This window comes from Saccharopolyspora sp. NPDC000995, from assembly GCF_053599315.1.
In genome coordinates, this window is record NZ_JBSFLZ010000056.1 from 16,186 (window position 1) to 38,585 (window position 22,400).

Genomic DNA, 22,400 nt, shown 5'->3' on the forward strand with positions numbered 1-22,400 from the left:
GACGTCGATTATCGATCTCGATTTTATCCACTCGACCGGATATACCGAATTGTCCTTGCTCACACACAGCTAACACCCCGGTTGCCCGGCCAGCGCAGATGGTTGAAATCACGACTAGGCGCGATCGCATTCGCAAACTATGTTGCGAGCATGAGCACACGCGTCGCACCCCCGTTCCGGGCCGACCACGTCGGCAGCCTGCTCCGCCCGCAACGTCTCCTCGACGCCCGCGACGAACACGCAGCCGGCCGCATCGACGACGCCGAACTGCGCCGGATCGAGGACGAGGCGATCACCGAAGTCGTCGCCATGCAGGAAGAGATCGGGCTGCACGGCGCCACCGACGGCGAGTTCCGCCGCGGCTCGTGGCACATGGACTTCCTCTCCCAGCTCGACGGCGTCGAGAAGGTGGAGGACTCCGACCTCAAGGTGCAGTTCCACAACGAGCAGGGCGACATCGAGTTGGCCACCCCCGACCTGCGGGTTACCGACCGGATCGGGCTGAGCTCGGCGATCTTCGCGGACGCGTTCACCGCGCTCGCCGAGCGCGTGACCACCGCAACACCGAAGCTGACCATCCCGTCCCCGGGCATGCTGCACTACCGCGGCGGCCGAGCAGCCATCGAAGAGACCGTGTACCCGGACCTGGCCGAGTTCCGCGCCGACCTCGCCGCGGCCTACCGCGCCGAGGTGCGCGCGCTGGCCGATCTCGGCTGCCACTACCTACAGCTCGACGACACGAGCATGGCGTACCTCAACGACCCGAAGCGGCGCGCGCAGCTAGCCGCGCGGGGCGACGACGCCGAGCACGCGCACCTGCAGACCATCGCGCTGATCAACGACTCGCTGCGTGGTCGGCCGGACACGCTGTCGGTAACCACCCACATGTGCCGCGGGAAATTCCGGTCCTCGCGGGTCGCCGAGGGCGGCTACGACTTCGTCGCCGAGGCGTTGTTCAGCGAACTCGAGGTGGACGGGTTCTTCCTGGAGTTCGACGACGCGAGCTCCGGCGGCTTCGCCCCGCTGCGGTTCGTCCCGGAAGGCAAAGCCGTGGTGCTCGGGCTGATCACCACCAAGCGCGGCGAGCTGGAGTCTAAGGACGCGCTCAAGCGCCGGATCGAGGAGGCCGCCAAGTACGTCGACCTCGACCAGCTGTGCCTCTCGCCGCAGTGCGGCTTCGCCTCCACCAAGGACGGCAACGCGCTGACCTACGAGGAGGAAGTGGCGAAGTTGCGACTGGTCGTGGAAACCGCCGCCGAGGTCTGGGGCTGAGCCCGCGCGTCCCGGCTGCGGCATCCCGCAGTTTCAAGTGAAACCGCGGATCCCGGGGTGGTCCGCGAGGTTTCAATTGAAACTGGGGACCACCCGCCGCCGGCGCGGGGGTCAGGCGGCTTCCAGAAATCTGCCTGCGACCAGGCCGGGATCGTCGGCTCCGTCGAACCGCACCCAGAGGACCGGACCGTCGAAGACTTCAGGGAGACCGGTGGCGGTTTCCACCACCGTGCCGATCTGATCACGGAACCGGCCGAACGTGGCACGCACCCGCGTGCCTGGTTCAAACGGGCTCGATGATTGCTCCATGAGGGGGGACGTTACGTGCCCGCGGCCCACAACGGAAATCGCCGCCTCCTCAAGCCAGGATCACCGCGCTGACCTGCACCGTTTCCGGAATGGGAGGATGCCCCGGAAGGGCGCTGCGCGGCAGTGGTGGGCGTCACTGGACAAAGGGGACCGATGCAGACGATCAAGCGGCCGGGTGAGCACGAGCTGGAGGTGAAGAAGTCTCGTTTCCTGTGCGCGCTGGCACGGGTGACCACCGAGGCGGAAGCGCGGGAATTCATCCAGCAGCGCCGCCGGCTGCACCACGACGCTCGGCACCACTGCTGCGCGTTCGTCCTCGGCGACTCCGGGGAGTTCCAGAAGTCCAGCGACGACGGCGAGCCGGCGGGCACTGCGGGTGTGCCGATGCTGGAAGTGCTGCGCCGCAACGAGGTCACCAACGCGGTCGCGGTGGTGACCCGCTACTTCGGCGGGGTGCTGCTCGGCGCGGGCGGCCTGGTGCGCGCCTACGGCAGCGCGGTGTCGGCCGCCCTGGACCACGTGGGCCTGCTCGAACGCCGCCCCGTCCGCCTCGTGACGACCACGGTGGACTACCTGCTGGCCGGAAAGCTTGACAACGACCTGCGCTCGGCGGGCTACCAGGTCGCGGACACGGACTACCAAGCCGAGGTCCGCTTCCTCATCAACGTCCCCGAGTCCGAAGTGGACACCTTCCGGGCCTGGTTGGCGGAAGCCACGGGCGGAGCCGCCGAACCAGAACTGGGCGGCCTCACCTACGCCGAAATGGAACCCTGATCCCGCACCGCCGTTCGGGCCCAATATTTTGCATGGTGCACGCCACGCGGTTTGGCCGTTTTTCCGCTTCAGATCGAATGCCGTCACTTTCCGCTGCGAATTTGATTACTACGCGCATGTGGGGACATGGGTTCAGCAGCGTCCATTCCGGACGCACCACCGCTTGCTCGGGAAGCGCTTCGGGTTCCGACGGACCGTGGAGCATCCGGCCGGCCTGGTGGCGACCTTCCGCAGCGCCGGGTCTACCTGGAATGCGTGTCGGCCCGCCGACCGTGCTGGTGGTGCACGTGGACGGGATCCCGTGACTCCCGGTGTTCTCCGACCTGCGCGACTTCGCCGAGCACCGGTGGCAGCGCGGCGAGGGCGAGCAGGCGGCCGAGTACCTGTTGCTCACCGGCGCCTGGCTGCTGGACGGCTACCTGCCCGGCTGCCGAAGGGCACGAGCGTGCTGCTGGGTCCGCCAGGAACGTGACTCTGCCCGCACTGTGCGGGATCCTGCCCGAGTCGATCGCAGTGGACCGCGACCAACTGGTCGAAGAGTCGGCGTTCACATCGCGCTGAGCGCGAAACCCAGCAAGTCGCTCAGTCCACTGCGTACGTTCCGAAGAGGCGGTCCAGGTGGTAGTCGATCGACCTGATCGCTTCTTCGCTCGTGCGTTGGCCCAGGAGCAGGCCCACCGATAGGCCGTCCGGGATCAGCAGCAAGGCTTCCGCTTCTCTTTCCGGGTTCCGGTCGGCCGGTAGTTCGCCGGATTCCTGCGCAAACCGGAGCTCGCCAGCCACCCATGCTTCCAGTCGCGGCCACTGCTCGCGGTAGTGCTCCGCCATTTCCGGCGACGCCAGCGCTCGCAGGAAGAACGCCACGTGCGTCAGGTACTCCATGCGACTGTCGTCGGACAGCGCCAGCATCTCGAGCATCAGAGTCCGCATCACCACCCGCGTCTCCGGCCGCGTCGGCATGCCCGTCAGCTGCCCCACGATCCTCTGCTCCGCGCGGTTGTTCACGTGGTTCATCGCAAAGGTCAGCATCTCGTCCTTCGACTTGAAGTAGTGCTGGACCGCGCCCATCGAGACGCCCGCTTCCGCCGCGACGTCGCGCAGGCTCACCGCTTCCAGGCCACCTCGGCTGGCCAGCCGCATCAGCGCCTCGGCGATCTGGATCCGCCGGGCCTCGTGGTCCACCTGCTTGGGCACGCTCCTGCACCTTTCCAATGCGAACGCATTGCAAACCGGTCGATCGACGGTTTACCATGCACTTGCATCGTAACCCTCCGTGATTGCGGAGGCGAGTTCGTACGACTGGGGAATCCATGACCGACCTACAGCAAGCACCCACCTCCAGCAGGATCACCGCGATAGACGTCATCCGCGGCGTCGCCATCCTAGGCACGCTGGGGACCAACATCTGGATCTTCACCGACCCGGAAGGACCCGCCGGCTCGCTGACCGCTGTGACCACCGGGTCGATCACCGCGAACATCGAAGCGGCCATCCGCTTCCTCGCCAACGGCAAGTTCCTGGCGCTGCTCACGCTGCTGTTCGGCATCGGCCTGGAACTGCAGTACCGGTCGGCGCTGCGACGGCGCGGGCGCTGGCCCGGCTGGTACCTGTGGCGGGCGGCGCTGCTGTTCACCGAGGGTCTGCTGCACTACGTGCTGATCTTCGAGTTCGACGTGCTGATGAGCTACGCGGTGACGTCAATGCTGGTCGCGTACCTGATCGGCCGCAGCGAGCGGGCGATGCGAGGCTGGACGATCGCGATGGCCGCACTGCACGTCGCGTTCATCGGCGTGTGCACGTTCGGCCTGCTGAGCGGACACGCATCGATCGGCGGTGGCGGCGAGCCGTCGCAGCTGTACGCCTCCGGCAGCTACCTCGACCAACTCTCGTCGCGGATCGCCGACTGGGGGACCTACCGGATCGAAGCGATCTTCATCATCCCGATGTCCACGGCGCTTTTCCTGATCGGCGCCCGGCTACACCGCGCAGGTGTGTTCGCGCCCGAGGGGCAACGGCTGCGGAACCGGCTGATGCTGTTCGGGTTCGGCGTCGGGGTGCCGTTGAACCTGGTCACCGTTTACGCCGGGCCCGGCTGGTTCATGGTGGACCGCTACATCCTGCCGCCGGTCATCGCGCTGGGCCTGCTCGGACTGATCCCCTCGGTGGTCGGCGCGATGCGCGGTGCTCCGGGGCCGCTGCACCGGGGACTGACCTCGGTCGGCCGAACGGCGTTGTCCTGCTACGTCTTCCAAAACCTCGTGGCGACGATCCTTTGCTACGGCTGGGGGTTCGGCCTGGCAACGCGCTTCGACTGGGCCCGCCCGTGGTGGGTCCTGGTGATCTGGGCGGCGATCTGCGCAACGTTCATGGCCCTGTCGACGTGGTGGCTCCGGCACTTCGAACGAGGCCCCGTCGAAGCGGCCTGGAACTGGGCCTACAAGCTCCCCCAACGGTGACCAGGCCAACCTTGCGCTGCGGCGCTGCCGACCAGCATCGTCACAGCTGCACGGACTTCCGTCGGAATCGCAGGGCATTGCAGGCGAAGACGCTCGCGGCTCCCAGGGCCGCGCCCAGGAGGTACCCCGCCAAGACGTCGTGCGGGTAGTGGACGCCGACGAAGATCCGCGAAAACCCTTCGAGCAGCGCGAGAAGCACCACGATCGCCGTGATGCGGCGCCACAGCATCGCCAGCGCCACCGCGAAGGCCGCGGCCGTCGCCGAGTGGCTGCTCGGCAAGGACCAGATGCCCACGTCGGCGCAGTTCTCGATCGTGCCGCCCGGGATCGTCATCGCCCGGCACGGCCGGTCCTGCTGGAAGACGTCCTTGATCAACCCGGCGGCCAACCACGCGGCCCCGCCCGCCAGCAGCGGCGCGACCAGGACCGCCAGCCGCCGGTCCGCTCGCCACCACACGACCAGCGTCAGCAGCGGGAACACCGCCAGCAGCGCCTGGGTGCCGAACAGCGCGAGGGCATGCACCCAGTGCGGCGTCGAAGTCGCCCACTCCGCGATCGCCCGGTACCACTCCGCGCTAAGTTCCAGCAGACTCCGCACCAATCCGACGTTACCGACCGGCCCGCAGCGTCGATGCGATGAGGGTGCCGAAGCGGAACTGTGGTGGCTGGCCCTGCGCATCCCCGTGCTCGCGGTCAACCAGGTGGCGGCGACCGCCTGACGGCCCCGCCTCCCACTCGGGGTGCAACCACGTGATCGTCGATCAAAACGTACAGTGCGGTCAGGAGGTGTTCAGTTTTCGTCATGCATTGATCTTGGAACACCCTCCGCTAACATCTGCGGGCACGCCCGTGGCGCGATTTCGCGCGAAATCGACGCAGCATCGGGTGACGGCGACGGCCGCCCCGTTGGCTACGAATCATGATTCTGGTTGCGCGACGGTGTGGACAAGTTCGGTGAGACGGTTGAAAGTTGCTGTCTTTGCCTGCTTTGCGACCCTTGGTGCGCCTTACCCTGACTCGGCTGGGTCTTCGGCTAGGAGGTAGTCGTGCGTTCACTTCTCCTCGTCAGCACCATCATCGCCACGCTCGCATCCCCGGCCCACACCAGCGAACGGGAGTCGCTGGATCCGCTGCTCCGGTCGGCCGCCGAGCGCGTCACCACATCGGACACGGTGGCGGAGGCCAAGTGGGGCACCGGTCAGCCAATCGATGACCCGGCGAGGGAGCAGCAGGTGCTCGACGGCGTCGCCCGCAAGTCGCTGGAGCTGGGCATCGACCCGGAGGAAGCGAAGCGGGTTTTCCGGGACCAGATCGAGGCCAGCAAGCTCGTCCAACGCGCCCTGCACGAACGCTGGGCGGCGCACCCCGACGAACGTCCGGTCGAACGCCCCGACCTGGGCGAGATCCGGCCGATCATCGACCGACTGAACGACGAGATGCTGCTAGAACTGCGCGATACCCGGCAGCTGCGCGAACGTCCGGCCTGCGACGGTCAGCTGACCAGCGCCTTCCATCACGCCCGGACCCGCCTGCGGCTGAACTGCCTGCACCAACTCGGCCTGACCCGGGCGATTCCCTCGATCTGCACCCGCCCCTGACCCCAACACCTACTCCCGGCGCCTGGTCCCGGTGCCTGGTCCCGGTGCCTGACCCTGTTGCTATGACCGCAATTTCAGTGAAAACCAGAGTCCCGATCGGAGTGGTCAGCGGAAGACGGAGGGGTTCAGCTGATGTCTGCGGTGGTTCGATGGAAGGCGGTGACGAGATCTTCTACCCATTCTAGGAGTTCGTGGGTGGCCTGTCACCTTTTCCACCGCCGGCGACACCGACTCCAGGTTGTCGGAAATCCGCTGCCAGTAGGCGAGGGCGCCGTCCCCTCTTAGCCCGTGCACGCAGCTTGCACCGCTGCTCCGAATGGCGGCGCCAGGACTAATCTCTCGACTGCCTCGTGCCGGACAGCGCCCGTTGCGGGGCCGCACACCCGGCCGGAGGTGACCGCCGACCGTCCACAGTGGTCAAGTTTGGCCGGTCGGCGGTTCGCGCGGATCAGTCGGAGAGGGCCTGGTAGACCGTGGTGCGGAAGTCGGTGAAGTGCTTCGGCGGCGCGGCGGAGTCCATCGCGCGCTGGGTGAGCAGGATGCCGATCAGGCCCTCCGCTGGGTCTCCGAAGGCAGTCGTGCCGAGGCCGCCCGACCAGCCGAACTGGCCCGGCGTCGTCGACAGGTCGACACGGCGGGTGACGACGGCTTGGCCGAACGCCCAGCCCGCGCTCTCACCGAGGATTGGCCGCGCAACCGCCTTCTGCTGGTCGGTGAGCTGGTCGGTGCACATCAGCGCGATGGCCGGCCTGGACAGGATCCGCTTGCACCCGAAACGCCCACCATCCAGCAGCATCCGGTAGAAGGCCAGGTAGTCATCGACGGTCGAGACCAGGCCGCCACCGCCGACGGGGAACTTCGGCGGGTTGTTCACGGGATCTTCGCGCCGGACGAGCTCGCCGCCCGGCCCGGCCTGGTAGCTCGGCGCGAGCCGGTGCAGTTGGTCGGCGGGCACGTGGAAGCCGGTGTCGCGCATGCCGAGCGGCTCGAAGATCCGCTCCCGCAGGAAGTCCGGCAGCGACTTCCCGGAGGCCCGGGCGATCAGCACGCCCAGCACGTCGGATCCGGTGTGGTAGAGCCACTGCTCGCCCGGCTGATAGGCCAGCGGCAGCTCGCCGAGGCGGCGCATCCACTCGTCGATCGTCAGATCGACGACGTCCAGTCCCGGCGCCAGACCGGCCTCCGACAGCGCCCGGAAGATCGGCGGGTCTCCCAGGACGACACCCAGGCCGAACCGGAAGGTCAGCAGATCGCGCAGGGTGATCGGCCGGTTCGCGGGCACCGTCTCGTCGAGCGGCCCGTCGGGCCGGGCCAACACCCGGCGGTCTGCCAGCTCGGGCAGCAGCTCGTCGACCGGGTCGTCCAGCCGCAGCACGCACTCCTCCACCAGGATCAACGCCGCCGCCGCGGTGATCGGCTTGGTGTTTGAGGCGATCCGGAAGATCGTGTCACGGCGCATCGGCTCGGCCCCGCCGGCCGCTTGCGTGCCGAACGCCTCGATCTGCGTCTCGCCGCCTCGGCTCACCGCGGCCACCGCGCCCGGCAGCTCGCCCCGGGCCACGTAGCCGTTCATCACCTCGTGCAAACGCGCCAAGCGCTCCTTCGCGAAACCCATGGCCCCTCCTAAAACTCCGCCGGTCAGCTGCCATAAGCAGTCCTGTTGGTGCAGAGGCTGTTTGGAACTCGTGCTCCCTGGCGATTCCGGCGGAATCCCTATCGGGAGCGGTCTGTGCCGCCTCGCCAAGCAGTGTGAAGCGAACGGCCTGGTCACCTCGCTAGATCGCTTCACACCAGCACATTCCGACACAGCCCCTACCGCACCCAAAAGTACGTGCGGGCACCGACAAGTGCGAGCGCCCACCTTGCGGGCGACGCCCCGGCGACCGGCTTCCCCGGTGTGCGATGGTGGGAACCGAGCTTGATCGACCGAGGAGGCGGCGATGGTTCGACGCAGCCCCCGCTGGCTGGCCCGCGCCCCGATCCCGCTGTACCGGCGCGGCCTGGGTTGGCTGCTCGGCACCCGGATCATGATGCTGGAACACCGGGGGGCACAGCGGGCAACGCCGGTACGCGGTGTTCGAAGTGCTCGACCGCGAGCCGGGCGCGCTGGTCCTGGTCTCCGGCTACGGCCCGAGCTCCCAGTGGTTCCGCAACGTCAGCACGGATCCGTCGGTGCGGGTGTGCAACGGCCGCGTCCGAGCCGCCGAAGCCACCGCCGAGATCCTCCCGGCCGCCGAAGCCCGCGACCGCTTGGCGGCCTACCGCCGGAGCCATCCCAAAGCCGCGGCGTCCCTCGGCAAGGTGCTCGGGATCGAAGATCTGACCAACCCGGCTCCGCTGCGTCCCGACATCGCCGACAGGTTGCCCCTGGTCCGGATCAGGCGCGGCAGCTTAACCGCGCGACGGCTTCCCGCTGATCGGCACGCCCACGGTGCACCCGGACGGCTCACCGGGCACGGCCAAGATCGAGCACTGGTCGGCCAAGGCCGCCACCGGCCGGCAGTAAGCGGTAGCGGAAAGCGGTGGCGGAAAGCCGGAGTGCTGGCTGGCAATCTGGTTCGACGGCAAGAAGGCCCGGCTGCGCGACCCGGGCGGCACGAACACCGTGTCCGCGGGGACGACGAGCAGGCCACGCCGGTCCGGGACCAGATCCCGACCTACGGCATGGCGGCCCCGGAGCCCGGCGAGCACCCGTCTGGAACCAAGGAACGCAACGTGCAGCCGCTGCAGTACAAGCTCCCGGACGGGCAGGTCTACGCGGTCGGCGATTCGACGGAGGCGCGCGACTACAACGTGGTCTACGGCAGGCTAAACGACCCGAACAACCACGAGGTGGCCGTCGGTGACGAGACATACGAGACCTACGTCCCGATCTCGTACAACCACCGCTGGGTCTACGTCAAAGAATCGGCCCTGAAGACGGCCTGACGACCCGGAAAACGCGAAACGCCCTGGCCCCAGCAGGAACCTCCGCTTTCTCCGTCCACTATGGAATTTATTCGCGTCTTCCTGACGCGGGTTCCCGGCGGTGGAGGCTCGTGCATGTTCTGGGCTGCTACGGCTGCCCCACCACACACGAGACCTGACCTGCAGGAAAGCGGCGGCTCTCGAATGCCCTGGTGGCAATCCGCCCCTCCCGCGACATACTGGCGGGATGAGCGAGCGGACCCTGGGACTGATCGGATCGGCGGCCGGTGGCGTGGAGGAGATCCGCCCGGCGCTGATCGAACCCGCGATCGCCCGGGGCTGGCGCGTCGCCGTGACGCTGACCCCGACGGCGGGCTGGTGGCTGCGGGAGCTCGGCGAGACCGAGCGGATCGAGCAGGTGACCGGCCTGCCATGCCGCGTCGAGTCCCGCTTGCCCGGCGACGGGCGCCCGCACCCGCCGATCGACTGCTATCTGGCATGTCCGGCGACTGCCAACACGGTCGTCAAGCTCGCCCTCGGCATCGCCGACAACCAGGCCCTGACCACGCTCGGCGAAGCGATCGGAACCCCGGAGCTCCCGGTGGTGATTTTCCCGAAGATCAACATCACCCAGGTTCGCCACCCGGCGTGGAAGTCCCACACCGAAACCCTGCGCGAAACCGGTGCGGAACTCCTGACCGGCGACGACTACTGGCCCCTGCATGATTGCAGGAAGAAACGTGAGATCCCCTGGCTCCAGATCCTCGACGCGGCAGAATCCGCAGTTGCCCGGTGAATCTCGCTGCACTCGAACCGTCCGTCGCGCGCCAGGCTGCCGTACTGTGATCGAACTCGGAAAAGCTCTCGGGAGCGTCTGTAGCGCAAGCTGATGCACCGGACGCGCTCCAGGGCCGACTACACGTGGTTCCTGGCGAAGCGCGAATGGCCGTGCTGGTGTCAGCCCTCAGCGTGCTGCTCGGCACGATCACGATCCTGCCCACCGTTGAACGAATCGCTTGCGACCTGACGGGGCGATCAGGACCCGTGCTCGGCGATGGCCGGGAACGCTTGTCGCACCTCGTCGAACAGCATGCCGTGCCGTCGGTAGGCGAACGCGACCGTGCCCTCCCACAGCGCGACGAAGGCAGCGCACAGCGGATCCTCTTCACGGGCCGAGAACAGCGCGCGTAACGCCATCGCTTGCCGCAGGTAGTTGTCGTGTCCGCCGTCGAGCGAAGTCGTCGTCGTCCGCGGGACTCGTTACTTCGCGCTGCCGCCCAACTGCCGCAGGCGTTCACTTGCCCGGCGTACTCCCCACTCCCGCTCCTCGTACCTGAGGCGCGCCTGCTCGCGCTCCCGTTCTCGTTCGAGGCCGCACTTCGCTCGGCCTCTGCAAGATCTGCCCGTAGTGGACCCACGCCTCGTCGTCCACCAGCGTTCGCACGCCAGCCCCTTCACTCGATGCCATGGGACCGATGATCGCGAGAACCCCGACAGCGGGTTCCGGTCTCCGCCGGTACGTGCCGGCACAAATGCGGCGGTTCCGGGCGCGGGCCCGTGATGCGCGACAGATCTGCCTCGGATGACCAGCGGCGCGCCCGGCTCAGACCTGGGCAAGTCCTCCATCGACGAAGAACTCGGCACCGGTGGTGAAACTGCTGGCATCAGTTGCCAGGACGAGCGCCGCTGCGGCCACCTCGTCCGGGTCTCCCAACCGGCCGAGGGGCATGCCGGCCAGGAGCGCATCCCTGAAGTCGGCCCCCTGAGCCGGATCGGTCACGATGCCGGAGAACAAGGGGGTCTCAATAGGACCTGGGCTGATGGCATTGACCCGGATGCGGCGCCCCGCCAGCTCCACCGCCCAGGTCCGCGCGAAGTTGCGGACGGCGGCCTTGGCGGCGCTGTAGACGCTCGACGCTTCGACGCCCTTGGACGCGGCGATGGACGACGTCAGGATGACCGACGCGCCATCCGACAGCAGCGGAAGCGCCTTCTGCACCGTGAACAGCAGCCCCCGGACGTTGATGCCGAAGACTCGATCGAAATGGTCCTCGCTGACGTCTTCCAGCCGCGCGAGCTCGGCCACACCCGCATTCGCGAACAGCACGTCGATACGGCCGCTGTGGTCCCCGACCCGGGCGTAGAGGCGGTCGAGATCTTGCAGTGAGGACACGTCGCTGCGCACGGCGATGGCTTGCCCGCGGGCGTTCTGCGCGTTGATCGCCTTCACTGCGGTGTCCAACTCGGCCTGCCGTCGACCGGTGACGAACACGGTCGCCCCTTCCAAGGCGAAACGTCTAGCGGTAGCCGCCCCAATTCCGGCGGAACCGCCGGTGACCAAGGCGACCTTCCCTTCGATCTGCCCCATGAGACATCCCTCCCCCGCCGATGCTCCGCGTGCCCGAGCCCCGGTCACATGGCCCTTCGCCCTCAGAAAACATGTGCGCGAACCTGACTTCGGGTTCCTGGGGCCACACGTGCGCGACGACCGTTGTCGACGTCCGCCATGACCGGCGCGTTGGCGCAGGCTCGAACGGTGTTGGCGGCACGCCGAGTCAGGGCAGGTGCGCGAGCACGTTGACCACCGTGCCGCTGGGGTCCTCCACGAAGAAGCGACGTACGCCCCACGGCTCGTCGGTAAGCGGATATACGACGCGCAAACCGCGGCGGACCGACTCGGCGTGGGCCGCATCAACTGCCGCCGGTTCGCCGACGTCGATCCCGAAGCGCGGCGCAGGGGCTTCCATTCCGCTTGGCGAGATGATCACTTGAGCCGTGGGGTTGTTCGGCGACCTCAGGCACAGGACGGGATCTTCCATCGCGATCTCGAGGCCGAACACCCCGACGTAAAAATCGCGCGACACGGCAAGATCGTCGCAGTCGGCGTAGGGAAGGATTCTCCTGATCATCACCACATCATCGTCGCCGTGCTCACCACCTGGCTTGAACGAATGGAAGCCCCACCACCAGCGCATGCCCTCGAACTGGGCCAGCTCCCGCTCGTCCGCCAGCTTCGCACCACGGCAGGATTCGAGCCCGCTCTGGGAGACTTTGCTTCCGGCCATTTCCGGGGTCTTCGCCGTGACCTCGAGGGATTCCGGTTGCGGACGCCGGTTTTTAGCCCAGAGCGGGCGCTCGTGTCACCTTCGCCAGAACAGGTGGTGGGTCACGCCGCTCGGGCTGGGCACGACCTCGAGGTAGAACCGGTCGAGCAGCTCGTGGGGCGACTCCCAGAGCCGCACCCCGGATCCGAGCTCCACCTGCGAGACCGCCACATGCATGGTGTCGACGAGGTCGGCGTCGAGGAATTGCCGGATGGTGGTAGCGCCACCGCCGAGCCGGACGTCCTTGCCCTGCGCCGCTTCCCGCGCCTGTTCGAGGACCGTGGCCGGATCGCCGTCTACGAAGTGGAACGTGGTGTCGCCAGAGGTGAACGACGGCCGCTCGTGGTGGGTCATCACGAACACCGGCGTGCGGAACGGGGGCTCCTCGCCCCACCAGCCGCGCCAGTCGTGGTCCTGCCAGGGGCCGCGCTGCGGGCCGAACTTGTTGCGGCCCATGATTTCGGCGCCGATGTTGCGAGCGTAGTCACGCGTGAAGTAGTCGTCGAGGCCACGGCTTCCGCCGGGGTCGGCGCGCATGGGCCAGCTCGCCGTGGCGCCGGCCCAGGAGAACATGTCGCCGGGGTCGGCGTGGCCGAACGGCCGCTCCAAGGTCTGGTGCTCACCGGCACCGAACCCGTCACGCGAGACGTTGAAGTTCTGGACTCTCAGCAGCTGTTCCACTCGGTTCCTCCTGGATTCTCGATGCTGTTGAGACCGTCCGGGCCGGACGGACTCATCGGCGGAACCGGCCAATCATCGGTAACGCAGACCACGCGGCAAGATCCGCTTGTGGCAACACCCGTTGCTGGCGTGATCTCCACCGCCCGCACCCGTCGGCCCCCGGGTGCAATCCTGCGAACGGCCAGCCCCTCGCGCTCCAAGTCGTCGATGCCGCGCATGATCCCCGCCTTGTCCGACCCCGTCGCCACCAGGTCGCACTGCACCGCGAGTGCACCAGCACGAGCACGGGGTTCGGCGGATCATTGCCGATCTTGCTCCGGCGAAGGACCGGCTTGAGGTGCTGCGTGCGCTTCGGTATCGCCAGCGTCGCCCGGTTCCCGGGGTGCGGAGGTTGTGGTGCGGTAGAACTCGCCCGCGGTGACGGTGGCGGGGACCCCTAGTTCGGCGGCGACCGCGGTGATCGCGGTGGCGCCGACGGCGAGGTCGGCTTGGCCGTCGGTGGTGAAGTGCGGTGCGATGAACGTCTCGTAGTGGGCTCGGACTTCGGCTGCGGTGTGCCGGCCGAGGAACGTCTGGAGGTGCCGCACCGTGGTGTCGGGTTCGTCGTGGATCATCTGCAGCGCGCGCCGGTGGGCTCGTACGACGGCCTGGACCGCGGGGGCGTCCGGGTGGATGCGTGTGGGGTCGACGGCCACGCCCACGGTGGGGATCTGGAATTGGTCGCCGACCCAGGCCGGCACCTGCCAGCCGTACTCGGCGGCTATCGCCTCCGGTGCCATCGTGCTGCCGACCAGGGCGGCGTCGATCTTGCCGTCGTGCAGCCAGCGCAAGTCCATGCCGTAGTCGCCGGGTGGGCGGACGGTGGTGCGGATGTCGCGGTCGGGGTCGAGGCCGCCCTGCCGCAGCACGATCCGGGCGAAGACCCCGGGTGCGGTGTGGGGGGCGTGCACGGCCAGCCGTCGGCCGGCCAGGTCGGCCAGGGAGGTCAGGCCGGGGCCGGTGAGGAACCAGAACAGCGGGCGGTGGGTGTTGACGTTGAGCGCGACCCAGGGGATGCCATCGGTCAGCCGGGACAGCAGTGCACGGCCGAGCCCGATGGTGGCGCCGTGACGCAGCCGCTCCGCATCCCAGGAGCAGCCGTCGCGCAGCGCGACGTGGACGCCCTCGTCGGCGTAGTAGTCCTGCTGGTCGGCGATGTAGGCGACCAGTTCCTCGTGCAGGCCCCGCCCGACGTAGGCGAGGTCGATCGTGTGCATGAACGCCTTCCCCTGAACGTGTCGCCGCCGTCCCGCCCACGCGCGCCGCCCGCCTTCAGCGCGGACAGCGGGGCCGTCAGTACATGGCCATCCCGCCGTTGACCGCGGCGGTGGTGCCGGTCATGAAGGAGTTGTCCTCGCTGGCGTAGAAGGCGACCGCTTGGGCGACGTCGCCCGTGCGCGCCAAGCGGCCCAAGGGTGTGGCGGCCACCTGCCGCTGTTTGAGCTCCTCGCCGAACACACCCACCATGCGGGTGTCCTCCACCGGGCCGGGCTCAACGACGTTGACCGTGATACCCCGGGGGCCCAGTTCCTGGGCGAGGTACCGGGCGAACTGCGCCAGTGCGGCCTTGGCCGTGCCCAGGGCGATCATGCCCGCCCGGGGCCGGCGGCTGAGGCCGGTACCGAGATAGATGATGCGCCCCCAGCCCTGTTCAGTCATGGCGGGCAGGACGGCTTTGGTGACAGCGAACGCCGCACGCATCTCGCCGTCGAGCTTGCCGCCCAGTTCTTCCCACGTCATGTCCTGGAACGACTTGATCGCGTACGGGGTGAGCGCGTTGTGCACGAGCACGTCAGTGCCGCCCCATGCCGCCTGGATCTGCTCGATCATGCTCTTGGCCGCCGTTGCCTCGCGCACGTCGGCCTGCACTGCCATCGCCTGACCGCCCGCGGCCTCGATGCCAGCCACGACCTCCTCGGCTGCCGTGCCGCTGCGGAGGTAGTTGACCACCACACTCATCCCTCGCTCGGCCAGGAGGCGCGCGGTGGCCGTCCCGATTCCGCTGCTGGCTCCTGTCACCAATGCGACCCTGCCGGTTTCCCCAGTCACGCGCCCACCTCCTGCTCATCATCGCGGGCCGTCGGCATGACCGCCCGGAGTTGTTCATCGCCGATGCCGGGGTGTGCCGAACGGATCGCCCTGCAGAGCACGATGTCGACGGTCGCCCGCGGCAGATCGGCCCCCAGCCCGGTCGGGTTCGCGCGGCAACTGAGACAGCCGCTCCAACGCGATCCCGGTCAGCAGCTCAGGCGGCTGACCGCCGCCACGATCACGTCAGCACCCGCACGCTCGGAAACTCGAGGAACCATCTGCGTCGTCATCGAGCCGGGTCAGCGTGCGAGCCAATCCCGGTAGGTGGTCTTGGCGATGACGGCGTCATCCTTGGCGATCAAGGCGTCGCCCGAGGCGGCGGCGAACAGGCCGGCGCTGTCGTCGGTGATGACGGTGCGGTGGTCACCACGGGCGGCGAGGGTGATCGTGCCCAGCTCGTCGAGCGCGAAGACCTCGGGCCCGGCGACGTCGCGCGTGCCCAGCAGCGGGGCGCCCATGGCGACGTCGGCCACGGCCTGGGCGACGTCAGCCGCGGCCATGGGCTGGATGCGCGTGGTGGGCAGGCGGACCGTGTTCTCGTCGGCGGTCCAGGACATCGCTGCGTCGATGAACTCGAAGAACTGCGTGGCGCGCACGATCGAGTAAGGCACGGGGCCCGCCTTGAGGATGTCCTCCTGCAGCACCTTGGCGCGGTAGTAGACCAGGTCCGGCACCTGATCGGCACCCACGATCGAGAGTACGAGCGCGTGGCCGACGCCGGCTGCCTTGGCAGACGCCATCAAGTTGTCCATGGTCTTCTGGAAGAACTCGATCGAGGCGTCGTCGAAGGTCGGCGAGTTCGTCAGGTTGACGACGACGTCGGCCCCGTCCAGCGCCTCGGGCAGGCCCTGCCCGCTGAGCAGGTCCAGACCGGTGGACGGTGAGTGCGGCACCGCCTCATGCCCGCTCGCGTTCAGGATCTTGACCACCTGCGATCCGATGAGCCCGGTCCCACCGATGACAGCGATCTTCATTTCTCCGACCTTCCCTGTTCTCGCGGGTGCGGCTTTGCGTGAGGTCAGTCCGTGCGCCGTGCCCGGCGATCCTCGCGCCGGACGAGCTCTTCCTCGTCCACGAAGGTGAGCATGGGTTGGCCCGGTTCGCAGAGCATGGTGACGGTGAAGCGCACCGAGATGTCGGCGCGGTTGTTGCCGTCCTGGTAGTGGATGACGTCGCCGCCCGGCTCCCAGAACGCCTCGCCGGCCCGGACGACGCGCGCTGGCTCACCCTCGAGCTCGAACACCAGCTCTCCCTCCAGCACGTAGCCGAAGGCCGGACCTGAGTGCCGATGCGGAGGGTTGCCGTGGTCGCCCGGGGGGAACTCGACGACGATGGTCATCGCGTGCGCACCCGCGGGGATGAAGGGCGGCTCCGCCTCCTGCACCACGGTGATCGCCGACTGCCACGCGTCCGACCGTGGCTTCTGCCTGGTGGTCGTCGACTCGATTTCCGGCATGGAAAGACCTCCCTGATGGGGAACGGGGGTTCGGAAAAGGCCCGCACGGACCTCCGGATGAGGAAAGGCCAGCTACCCCGGCCCACGCCGATGGCCACCTCCTTCGCCGCGAAGTGCCGTGGTTGAAGTGCAGCATCGCGCCCGGCGGCGAAGGCAGAGGCGGAGGTCATCGCTGCCGCTGGTTGACCCGTCGATTGCAAAGGACATGCAGCCGGGAGGGCCGCCAGCGCCGTTGAGCGCGTCCTGGAAAGCAAGGCCCGATCGTTTTATGCACATGAAGTGCACGCACGATCTTCAGAAAGCCAGTGGCCGAGAGGATCCCCGTTGGAGATCACTCCCCAGGTTCCAAGCCCACGCGGCTGGCATCGCGAGAGGTCGGCGTCGTCACCAACGCGGTCGGCCAGCAGGAACCTGCCCGCGATCGCACCGTTCGCCCGCCTCGCACTGCGGTAGGCCCGCCGATCGGGCGTTTACGCGTTGGCAGCAGTCGTTTCCTCTTTGCTGGCGCAGTACTGCGCCCCGGTCTGGGCAGGGGCTGCGTTGAAGGTTTCGGAGTCGGCCTTGACGACGTAGAGCTCCCAGGGTTCGCGGCCGGGGCCGTGGACCCAAACCTTGTGCTGGCGGGCGTAGCAGGAGGTGGTGCCTTCCTCGACTTCGGTGAAGGGGCCGAGTGCCTTCAGTCGTTCGGCGGCGTCGTCGACCTGTCCGGTGCTGTGCACCTCGACGCCGAGGTGGTCCATCACCGCGTCTTGGCCGGGCTCGCCTTCCAGCAGGACCAGCTTCAGCGGTGGTTCGGCGATAGCCAAGTTGGCGTAGCCCGGCCGCCGCTTGGCCGGTTCGGCGCCGAAGATCTTCGAATAGAACGTGATCGATCCTTCGAGGTCGCCGACCCGAAGGGCGAGTTGCATGCGAGACATCTCATCCACTTGTTTATATGTTTGTCTAATCAGATGGTGGCCGTAGCTTGGCTGCTTGGTTCGATTACTGTCAAGATAGAAGCATGTCGAAACAAGAGGCGTCGGCCGACGACGCGATCCTGTGCTGTTCGCCGGTGTTGCGGGAGCCGCTGACCGCGGAGCAGTCGGCCGAGCTGGCGCGGGTGTTCAAGGCGATCGGTGAGCCGGTGCGGCTGCGCCTGCTGTCGCTGATCGCCTCGCATGCGGGCGGTGAGGCGTGCGTGTGCGATTTGACCGGGGCGTTCGAGCTGTCCGGGCCGACGATCTCGCACCACCTCAAGGTGCTGCGCGAGGCCGGGGTGATCGAGGGCGAACGACGCGGGACCTGGATCTACTACCGCGTGCGCCCCGAGACCCTGCGGGCCGTCGCGTCCGCGCTGGTGCCCGCCGACGCCGGGACGGTCACCGCGTGACCCGGGCGGCAGAAGCGCCGGTGGTCGCGCGCTTGTCGAAGCTGGACCGGCTGCTGCCGGTGTGGATCGGCGCAGCCGTGGCGGCCGGCCTGCTGGCGGGGCGCTGGATCCCCGGTCTCGGCCCGGCTCTGTACGCGGTGCAGATCGACCGGATCTCGTTGCCGATCGCGCTGGGCCTGCTGGTGATGATGTTCCCGGTGCTTGCCAAGGTCCGCTACGACCGGCTGCACACAGTCACCAGCGACAAGCGACTCATGGTCTCCTCGCTGGTGCTCAACTGGGTCGTGGGCCCGGCGGTGATGTTCGCGCTGGCCTGGGTGTTCCTGCCCGACCTGCCCGAGTATCGCACCGGACTGATCGTCGTGGGCCTGGCGCGCTGCATCGCCATGGTGATCATCTGGAACGACCTCGCCTGCGGCGACCGGGAAGCCGCCGCCGTCCTGGTGGCGCTGAACTCGGTGTTCCAGGTGATCGCGTTCGCCGGTCTCGGCTGGTTCTACCTCTCGGTACTGCCAAGCTGGCTCGGCCTACAGCAGGTCGGGCTGGAGGTCTCGGCGTGGCAGATCGTCAAGTCCGTCCTGGCCTTCCTCGGCATCCCGCTGATCGCCGGATACCTGACCCGCGAACTCGGTGAACGCGCCAAGGGCCGGAACTGGTACGAGACCCGCTTCCTACCCAAGATCGGGCCGGTCGCCCTCTACGGACTGCTGTTCACCATCGTGATCCTCTTCGCGCTGCAAGGCGACCAGATCACCAGCCAACCGGTCGACGTCGTCCGGATCGCCGTGCCGTTGCTGGCCTACTTCGCGATCATCTGGGCCGGATCATTCGCGCTGGGCAAGGTCATCGGGTTGAGCTACGAGCGGTCGGTGACGCTGTCGTTCACCGCAGCGGGCAACAACTTCGAACTCGCCATCGCGGTCGCCATCGCCACCTTCGGCGCCACCAGCGGCCAAGCTCTCGCCGGCGTCGTCGGCCCCCTGATCGAAGTGCCCGTGCTGGTCGCCCTGGTATACGCCTCTCTCGCCGCCCGCCGCTGGTTCGCCACCCCCACCGCGGCGGTCGGCACCGAGCACGCCCGCACCACATCGTGAGCCCCTGGAGTGATCGTGCCCCGCACCCCCGAAGTCCTGTTCGTCTGCGTGCACAACGCCGGACGCTCCCAAATGGCCGCCGCCCTGCTGCAGCACCACGCCCGCGGCAAAGTAGCCGTACGGTCGGCCGGAACAGCCCCGGCCGAGACCATCAATCCGGCTGTCCTCGCAGTGATGGGCGAGCTCGGTCTCGACCTTTCGGCGGAGTTCCCGAAGAAGCTCACCACCGACGCCGTGGAAGTTGCGGACGTGGTGATCACCATGGGTTGCGGTGACGCCTGCCCCGTCTTCCCCGGCAAGCGCTACCTGGACTGGCAACTCGAAGACCCCGCCGGAAAAAGTGTCGACCAAGTCCGAATGATCCGCGACAACATCGACCGCCGCGTCCGTGACCTGCTCGCCCAACTGCCCCCCAGCACCGAGAACGACGACCGGTGACCGCCGCGGATCAGAAGAGTCAGCAGAGACACCGCTGACGCGCTGGGGGCGGCTCTCGGTGCACGCGGCCAGTAGTTTTGTGCGGGAAAGGTGTGGCTCGCGGTGCTCCAACAAGAAACCCCAGGCCGTTTGACCTGGGGTTTTGGTGGGTCGCCAGGGGATCGAACCCTGAACCCGCGGATTAAAAGTCCGCTGCTCTGCCAGTTGAGCTAACGACCCGCGTCCCCAAGGTTACAAGGTCCGGGTGATCTTGTGCTGTGATGGTCGCAGCTTCTTCGCCGATGAAGGTCACACCGCGGGCGGATCAGCCGTCGGCGGCGTGACCCGCCGCGGGCGAGTCACGCTCAGCCTAATGCCGCAGATCGTCCTTGGGGGTGTGGGGCGCGGCGCCCTCCGAAGGCCCCGGACGGCGCTGCCGACCCGACGGAGGTCAGTCGGCGGCATCTGATCTGCAAGTCAGAAGCAGACAGAACATGAGTGAATTTTTCCGATCGCGCGGAGCAACTCCAGCTCCAGACGCACGTCTTCAGGACCAAAAGCGAGAACCGCTCAAGGGCAAGGCGAAGGGGAACAGCATGTTGGTCAACCGGACTCGGACGTTGGGCTCGATCGCTGGACTGCTCGGCGGTGCTCTTCTGCTCGCCGGATGCGGTCAGCCGGCGGCGGCCCCGGCTGCGCAGGACGGCGCCACCCAGGCCGCTGGGGTCGCACCCGGTCGTTCACCGATCCAGGCCGGCGATTCCACGAGCACCCACAGCGATCAGCAGCACACCGACGGCGACGACAGTCGCCAGACCGCGAGCACCGACACCAACCGGCAGTCCACCAGCACCAACGGCGCACGTCAGCCCACCGGCACCGAGTGCTCGGCCAAGGACTTCAAGGTGGATCTCAACGTCCAGCCCGGCCGGCCCGGCGTCCTGCTGATGGCCGTGTCGAACACGTCCCAGAAGGTCTGCAAGCTCAACGGCTGGGCGGAGGTCGCGCCCGTGGACATGTCTGGCGCCCCGCACACCGAGGTGCCGGTCCAGAAGGTCGAGATCCCGGGCGGGCCGACGGAGTTCAGCCTCGACCCGGGGGAGACCGGCTTCGCCGGGGTGCTCGTCGAGCAGGGCGATAAGGCGGACCCGAACACCGTGGTCGCGACCGGCTTCAACGTCACCCTGCCGGGCGTCGGCGGGCCGGTGAACTCGAACATCATCGGCGCCGACGGCACCGAGACCGGCAACGGCAGCCTTTACGCCGAGTTCCCGGTCAAGGCGATGAAGGTCGGCACCCTCCAGCCCGTCTCCCAGGGTGTCACCGTCTTCGACTGATCCGAATGGTGCGAGGCGCCCCCGGTCGAGTTGCTCGGCCGGGGGCCGCCTCACTTCTGTCAGGCGGCCGTGCAGGTGGCGCGGATGTGGGAGGCCACGATGTGGGCGCCCTCGCCGTCGGCTCCGCTCCCCCACTCGCCGCGGTTGTGCGGCTTGACCGACAACTTTCCCCGGTCGATGGCGTACTCCCCGAGGTCCACCCACTTGCCCCGGTTAACGATGCATCGCCCCGGCCATGCCCAGCAGCGCGCGGGCCGCGATGAGCAGCTCGGCACCACTGTGGACTCCGGCCGCCGCGTGCCTGGACCCCTCATGCGTGACAGCTCCCAACTCCTGGAGGCGGCGGCACTCGGCCAGGCCGTCGCCCCGGTCCCGGCTCGCTCGCCGGGCGCAACCGCCGGGACGACACCGTCTACCGGCCGGTGCCCGACGTCAGCCTTTGCACGATTCGATCGCGTGGCCCAGCGGGGGCGCGCTCGGCCCCGGTCGCCGCGTTCGTCCGCACCGCGATCGAGGTGACCGCCGACGCCCGCATACCGGAGGACGACCTCGACGCCACGGCCTGACCAGGAGCCGAGCACCCGGAAACGCCAGCGCTGGTTTCGCGCGAAATGCCCGTCGTACCCCAGTTCACGTGACAGGGCATCGCCCCCCGCCACTCGGTCATAGGCTCGATCCGAGCCACCGCCGAACGCCGGTTTCGGCGAATCGGTGATAACGGGCAGAATCAGCGTCGATACCGACGATCATTCGCGAAGGACAGATAAAACATGCTTCACCAGCGCACCCGACTGACCGGTTCGATGTTCGGCCTGTGCACGGCCGCAGCTCTGCTCGCCGGTTGTGGCGGTGGCCAGGCCCCGGCGCCCGGCCAGCAGAGCCCGCAGCCGCCGGCTTCCCAGGAGCACGGCCAGCACGCCGCGGCCAAGCAGACGTCGGCGACCTTCGAGCCCTACAAGGAGGGTGCCACGGCGATCACCTACGACCCCGCGCAGGTGCAACCCGGGTCCCACATCGACCTGTCCTCGGAGCGCGCCAACGGCCACACCAAGATCACCGCCAAGGCCGAGGGCCTGCAGCCGAACCGCGACTACGGCGCCCACGTGCACACCAAGCCCTGCGGCCCCAAGGGCGACGACGCGGGCCCGCACTTCCAGGAGAAGGCCGACCCGGTCAAGCCGTCGGTCGACCCAACCTACGCGAACCCGCAGAACGAGGTGTGGCTGGACTTCCACACCGACGCCGAGGGCAACGGCACGGCCACCGCCGAGGGCAACTGGTCGTTCGACTCCCGACAGGACGCGAAGTCCTTCGTGATCCACTCGATGCACACGCACACCGAGCCCGGCAAGGCGGGCACGGCGGGTGACCGCCTCGCCTGCACCAACGCCACGTTCTGAGTGAAGTGGTCCCCGGGAGTTGGACTCGTTAATCAAGAGTCTAGGCGGCGAGGGTCTGGGTCCGGTATTGCACCGGGCTCAGGCCCTGGCAGTGTG

At 68.0% G+C, this 22,400-nt stretch carries 24 protein-coding genes, 1 tRNA gene and 1 pseudogene; 11 read left to right on the forward strand and 15 right to left on the reverse strand.

The window, feature by feature from the left end; translation table 11 throughout:
* Positions 1–150: 150 nt before the first annotated feature.
* Complete coding sequence (locus ACWDKQ_RS19260) at positions 151–1,272, forward strand: 5-methyltetrahydropteroyltriglutamate--homocysteine S-methyltransferase (protein ID WP_450140108.1); 1,122 nt, start codon at positions 151–153, stop codon at positions 1,270–1,272.
* Positions 1,273–1,383: 111 nt separating this feature from the next.
* Here the strand turns inward: ACWDKQ_RS19260 and ACWDKQ_RS19265 are convergent, their stop codons facing one another.
* Positions 1,384–1,542 carry a hypothetical protein gene (locus ACWDKQ_RS19265; RefSeq protein WP_450140109.1) on the reverse strand — a complete coding sequence of 53 codons (159 nt, stop codon included), beginning with the start codon at positions 1,540–1,542 and terminating at the stop codon, positions 1,384–1,386.
* Positions 1,543–1,734: 192 nt separating this feature from the next.
* On the opposite strand from ACWDKQ_RS19265, the gene ACWDKQ_RS19270 reads away from it, so the two are divergent.
* Positions 1,735–2,355, forward strand: coding sequence for a YigZ family protein (locus ACWDKQ_RS19270; RefSeq protein ID WP_450140110.1), 621 nt, complete (start codon positions 1,735–1,737; stop codon positions 2,353–2,355).
* 582 nt (positions 2,356–2,937) lie between these two features.
* Here the strand turns inward: ACWDKQ_RS19270 and ACWDKQ_RS19275 are convergent.
* The gene (locus ACWDKQ_RS19275; protein WP_450140111.1) at positions 2,938–3,549 is read right to left on the reverse strand and encodes a TetR/AcrR family transcriptional regulator; all 612 of its coding nucleotides are present in this window, start codon (positions 3,547–3,549) and stop codon (positions 2,938–2,940) included.
* A 116-nt stretch (positions 3,550–3,665) separates the two neighbouring features.
* Here ACWDKQ_RS19275 and ACWDKQ_RS19280 point away from each other — a divergent pair, with 116 nt between their 5' ends.
* Positions 3,666–4,811 (forward strand): DUF418 domain-containing protein, encoded by a 1,146-nt coding sequence (locus tag ACWDKQ_RS19280; protein WP_450140112.1) that lies wholly within the window; start codon positions 3,666–3,668, stop codon positions 4,809–4,811.
* Between the two features lie 40 nt (positions 4,812–4,851).
* Here ACWDKQ_RS19280 and ACWDKQ_RS19285 read toward each other — a convergent pair whose 3' ends face one another.
* Positions 4,852–5,409 (reverse strand): phosphatase PAP2 family protein, encoded by a 558-nt coding sequence (locus ACWDKQ_RS19285; protein ID WP_450140113.1) that lies wholly within the window; start codon positions 5,407–5,409, stop codon positions 4,852–4,854.
* A 448-nt stretch (positions 5,410–5,857) separates the two neighbouring features.
* On the opposite strand from ACWDKQ_RS19285, the gene ACWDKQ_RS19290 reads away from it, so the two are divergent.
* On the forward strand, positions 5,858–6,409 hold the full coding sequence (locus ACWDKQ_RS19290; RefSeq protein ID WP_450140114.1) for a chorismate mutase: 552 nt from the start codon (positions 5,858–5,860) through the stop codon (positions 6,407–6,409).
* Positions 6,410–6,857: 448 nt separating this feature from the next.
* Here ACWDKQ_RS19290 and ACWDKQ_RS19295 read toward each other — a convergent pair whose 3' ends face one another.
* Positions 6,858–8,024, reverse strand: coding sequence for a serine hydrolase domain-containing protein (locus ACWDKQ_RS19295; protein ID WP_450140115.1), 1,167 nt, complete (start codon positions 8,022–8,024; stop codon positions 6,858–6,860).
* Between the two features lie 437 nt (positions 8,025–8,461).
* Here ACWDKQ_RS19295 and ACWDKQ_RS19300 point away from each other — a divergent pair.
* Together ACWDKQ_RS19300 and ACWDKQ_RS19305 are read left to right on the forward strand one after the other, a co-directional pair.
* Positions 8,462–9,337, forward strand: a pseudogene (locus tag ACWDKQ_RS19300) (nitroreductase family deazaflavin-dependent oxidoreductase); the annotation flags it as partial.
* Between the two features lie 226 nt (positions 9,338–9,563).
* Positions 9,564–10,112 carry a flavoprotein gene (locus ACWDKQ_RS19305; RefSeq protein WP_450140116.1) on the forward strand — a complete coding sequence of 183 codons (549 nt, stop codon included), beginning with the start codon at positions 9,564–9,566 and terminating at the stop codon, positions 10,110–10,112.
* A gap of 239 nt (positions 10,113–10,351) precedes the next feature.
* Here ACWDKQ_RS19305 and ACWDKQ_RS19310 read toward each other — a convergent pair whose 3' ends face one another.
* The 9 genes from ACWDKQ_RS19310 to ACWDKQ_RS19350 all read right to left on the reverse strand — a co-directional run bounded on the left by ACWDKQ_RS19310 (position 10,352) and on the right by ACWDKQ_RS19350 (position 17,604).
* Positions 10,352–10,513, reverse strand: a complete 162-nt coding sequence (locus ACWDKQ_RS19310; protein ID WP_450140117.1) for a hypothetical protein — start codon at positions 10,511–10,513, stop codon at positions 10,352–10,354.
* A gap of 406 nt (positions 10,514–10,919) precedes the next feature.
* Positions 10,920–11,684 (reverse strand): SDR family NAD(P)-dependent oxidoreductase, encoded by a 765-nt coding sequence (locus ACWDKQ_RS19315; protein WP_450140118.1) that lies wholly within the window; start codon positions 11,682–11,684, stop codon positions 10,920–10,922.
* A 187-nt stretch (positions 11,685–11,871) separates the two neighbouring features.
* The gene (locus ACWDKQ_RS19320; RefSeq protein WP_450140119.1) at positions 11,872–12,381 is read right to left on the reverse strand and encodes a VOC family protein; all 510 of its coding nucleotides are present in this window, start codon (positions 12,379–12,381) and stop codon (positions 11,872–11,874) included.
* A gap of 75 nt (positions 12,382–12,456) precedes the next feature.
* Complete coding sequence (locus ACWDKQ_RS19325) at positions 12,457–13,101, reverse strand: dihydrofolate reductase family protein (RefSeq protein WP_450140120.1); 645 nt, start codon at positions 13,099–13,101, stop codon at positions 12,457–12,459.
* 299 nt (positions 13,102–13,400) lie between these two features.
* Positions 13,401–14,357, reverse strand: a complete 957-nt coding sequence (locus ACWDKQ_RS19330) for an ABC transporter substrate-binding protein (protein WP_450140121.1) — start codon at positions 14,355–14,357, stop codon at positions 13,401–13,403.
* Between the two features lie 76 nt (positions 14,358–14,433).
* Positions 14,434–15,189 (reverse strand): SDR family NAD(P)-dependent oxidoreductase, encoded by a 756-nt coding sequence (locus ACWDKQ_RS19335; protein ID WP_450140122.1) that lies wholly within the window; start codon positions 15,187–15,189, stop codon positions 14,434–14,436.
* Positions 15,190–15,470: 281 nt separating this feature from the next.
* Entirely contained in the window at positions 15,471–16,205 is a 735-nt protein-coding gene (locus ACWDKQ_RS19340; RefSeq protein WP_450140123.1) for an SDR family oxidoreductase, read from the reverse strand.
* 44 nt (positions 16,206–16,249) lie between these two features.
* Positions 16,250–16,687: a cupin domain-containing protein gene (locus ACWDKQ_RS19345; RefSeq protein WP_450140124.1), complete on the reverse strand. Its 438-nt coding sequence runs from the start codon at positions 16,685–16,687 to the stop codon at positions 16,250–16,252.
* 470 nt (positions 16,688–17,157) lie between these two features.
* Positions 17,158–17,604, reverse strand: a complete 447-nt coding sequence (locus ACWDKQ_RS19350; protein ID WP_450140125.1) for an ArsI/CadI family heavy metal resistance metalloenzyme — start codon at positions 17,602–17,604, stop codon at positions 17,158–17,160.
* A gap of 83 nt (positions 17,605–17,687) precedes the next feature.
* On the opposite strand from ACWDKQ_RS19350, the gene ACWDKQ_RS19355 reads away from it, so the two are divergent.
* Genes ACWDKQ_RS19355 through ACWDKQ_RS19365 form a run of 3 tightly spaced genes read left to right on the forward strand, consistent with a single transcriptional unit; the run spans position 17,688 to position 19,588 of the window.
* Complete coding sequence (locus ACWDKQ_RS19355; RefSeq protein ID WP_450140126.1) at positions 17,688–18,056, forward strand: ArsR/SmtB family transcription factor; 369 nt, start codon at positions 17,688–17,690, stop codon at positions 18,054–18,056.
* Positions 18,053–19,150 carry an ACR3 family arsenite efflux transporter gene (gene arsB, locus ACWDKQ_RS19360; RefSeq protein ID WP_450140127.1) on the forward strand — a complete coding sequence of 366 codons (1,098 nt, stop codon included), beginning with the start codon at positions 18,053–18,055 and terminating at the stop codon, positions 19,148–19,150. Before ACWDKQ_RS19355 ends, arsB begins: the two co-directional genes overlap by 4 nt.
* 15 nt (positions 19,151–19,165) lie before the next feature.
* Complete coding sequence (locus ACWDKQ_RS19365; RefSeq protein WP_450140128.1) at positions 19,166–19,588, forward strand: arsenate reductase ArsC; 423 nt, start codon at positions 19,166–19,168, stop codon at positions 19,586–19,588.
* 143 nt (positions 19,589–19,731) lie between these two features.
* On the opposite strand, the gene ACWDKQ_RS19370 is transcribed toward ACWDKQ_RS19365, so the two are convergent.
* Positions 19,732–19,807, reverse strand: a tRNA-Lys gene (locus tag ACWDKQ_RS19370).
* A 356-nt stretch (positions 19,808–20,163) separates the two neighbouring features.
* On the opposite strand from ACWDKQ_RS19370, the gene ACWDKQ_RS19375 reads away from it, so the two are divergent.
* Positions 20,164–20,904 (forward strand): DUF4232 domain-containing protein, encoded by a 741-nt coding sequence (locus tag ACWDKQ_RS19375; protein WP_450140129.1) that lies wholly within the window; start codon positions 20,164–20,166, stop codon positions 20,902–20,904.
* 59 nt (positions 20,905–20,963) lie between these two features.
* Here the strand turns inward: ACWDKQ_RS19375 and ACWDKQ_RS19380 are convergent, their stop codons facing one another.
* On the reverse strand, positions 20,964–21,218 hold the full coding sequence (locus ACWDKQ_RS19380; protein ID WP_450140130.1) for a hypothetical protein: 255 nt from the start codon (positions 21,216–21,218) through the stop codon (positions 20,964–20,966).
* A 456-nt stretch (positions 21,219–21,674) separates the two neighbouring features.
* Between ACWDKQ_RS19380 and ACWDKQ_RS19385 the strand changes: the two genes are divergently transcribed.
* Positions 21,675–22,304: a superoxide dismutase family protein gene (locus ACWDKQ_RS19385; protein ID WP_450140131.1), complete on the forward strand. Its 630-nt coding sequence runs from the start codon at positions 21,675–21,677 to the stop codon at positions 22,302–22,304.
* The last annotated feature ends 96 nt before the right edge of the window (positions 22,305–22,400 follow it).

Bases quoted from the DNA above. Each gene is read 5' to 3' on its own strand.
- ACWDKQ_RS19280 (WP_450140112.1), top strand. From the start codon at position 3,666: ATGACCGACCTACAGCAAGCACCCACCTCCAGCAGGATCACCGCGATA.
- ACWDKQ_RS19355 (WP_450140126.1), top strand. From the start codon at position 17,688: ATGTCGAAACAAGAGGCGTCGGCCGACGACGCGATCCTGTGCTGTTCG.
- ACWDKQ_RS19330 (WP_450140121.1), bottom strand. From the start codon at position 14,357: ATGCACACGATCGACCTCGCCTACGTCGGGCGGGGCCTGCACGAGGAA.
- ACWDKQ_RS19310 (WP_450140117.1), bottom strand. From the start codon at position 10,513: ATGGCGTTACGCGCGCTGTTCTCGGCCCGTGAAGAGGATCCGCTGTGC.
- ACWDKQ_RS19340 (WP_450140123.1), bottom strand. From the start codon at position 16,205: ATGAAGATCGCTGTCATCGGTGGGACCGGGCTCATCGGATCGCAGGTG.
- ACWDKQ_RS19270 (WP_450140110.1), top strand. From the start codon at position 1,735: ATGCAGACGATCAAGCGGCCGGGTGAGCACGAGCTGGAGGTGAAGAAG.
- ACWDKQ_RS19350 (WP_450140125.1), bottom strand. From the start codon at position 17,604: ATGTCTCGCATGCAACTCGCCCTTCGGGTCGGCGACCTCGAAGGATCG.
- ACWDKQ_RS19315 (WP_450140118.1), bottom strand. From the start codon at position 11,684: ATGGGGCAGATCGAAGGGAAGGTCGCCTTGGTCACCGGCGGTTCCGCC.
- ACWDKQ_RS19375 (WP_450140129.1), top strand. From the start codon at position 20,164: ATGTTGGTCAACCGGACTCGGACGTTGGGCTCGATCGCTGGACTGCTC.
- ACWDKQ_RS19295 (WP_450140115.1), bottom strand. From the start codon at position 8,024: ATGGGTTTCGCGAAGGAGCGCTTGGCGCGTTTGCACGAGGTGATGAAC.
- ACWDKQ_RS19380 (WP_450140130.1), bottom strand. From the start codon at position 21,218: ATGAGGGGTCCAGGCACGCGGCGGCCGGAGTCCACAGTGGTGCCGAGC.
- ACWDKQ_RS19345 (WP_450140124.1), bottom strand. From the start codon at position 16,687: ATGCCGGAAATCGAGTCGACGACCACCAGGCAGAAGCCACGGTCGGAC.
- ACWDKQ_RS19320 (WP_450140119.1), bottom strand. From the start codon at position 12,381: ATGGCCGGAAGCAAAGTCTCCCAGAGCGGGCTCGAATCCTGCCGTGGT.
- ACWDKQ_RS19260 (WP_450140108.1), top strand. From the start codon at position 151: ATGAGCACACGCGTCGCACCCCCGTTCCGGGCCGACCACGTCGGCAGC.
- ACWDKQ_RS19385 (WP_450140131.1), top strand. From the start codon at position 21,675: ATGCTTCACCAGCGCACCCGACTGACCGGTTCGATGTTCGGCCTGTGC.
- ACWDKQ_RS19305 (WP_450140116.1), top strand. From the start codon at position 9,564: ATGAGCGAGCGGACCCTGGGACTGATCGGATCGGCGGCCGGTGGCGTG.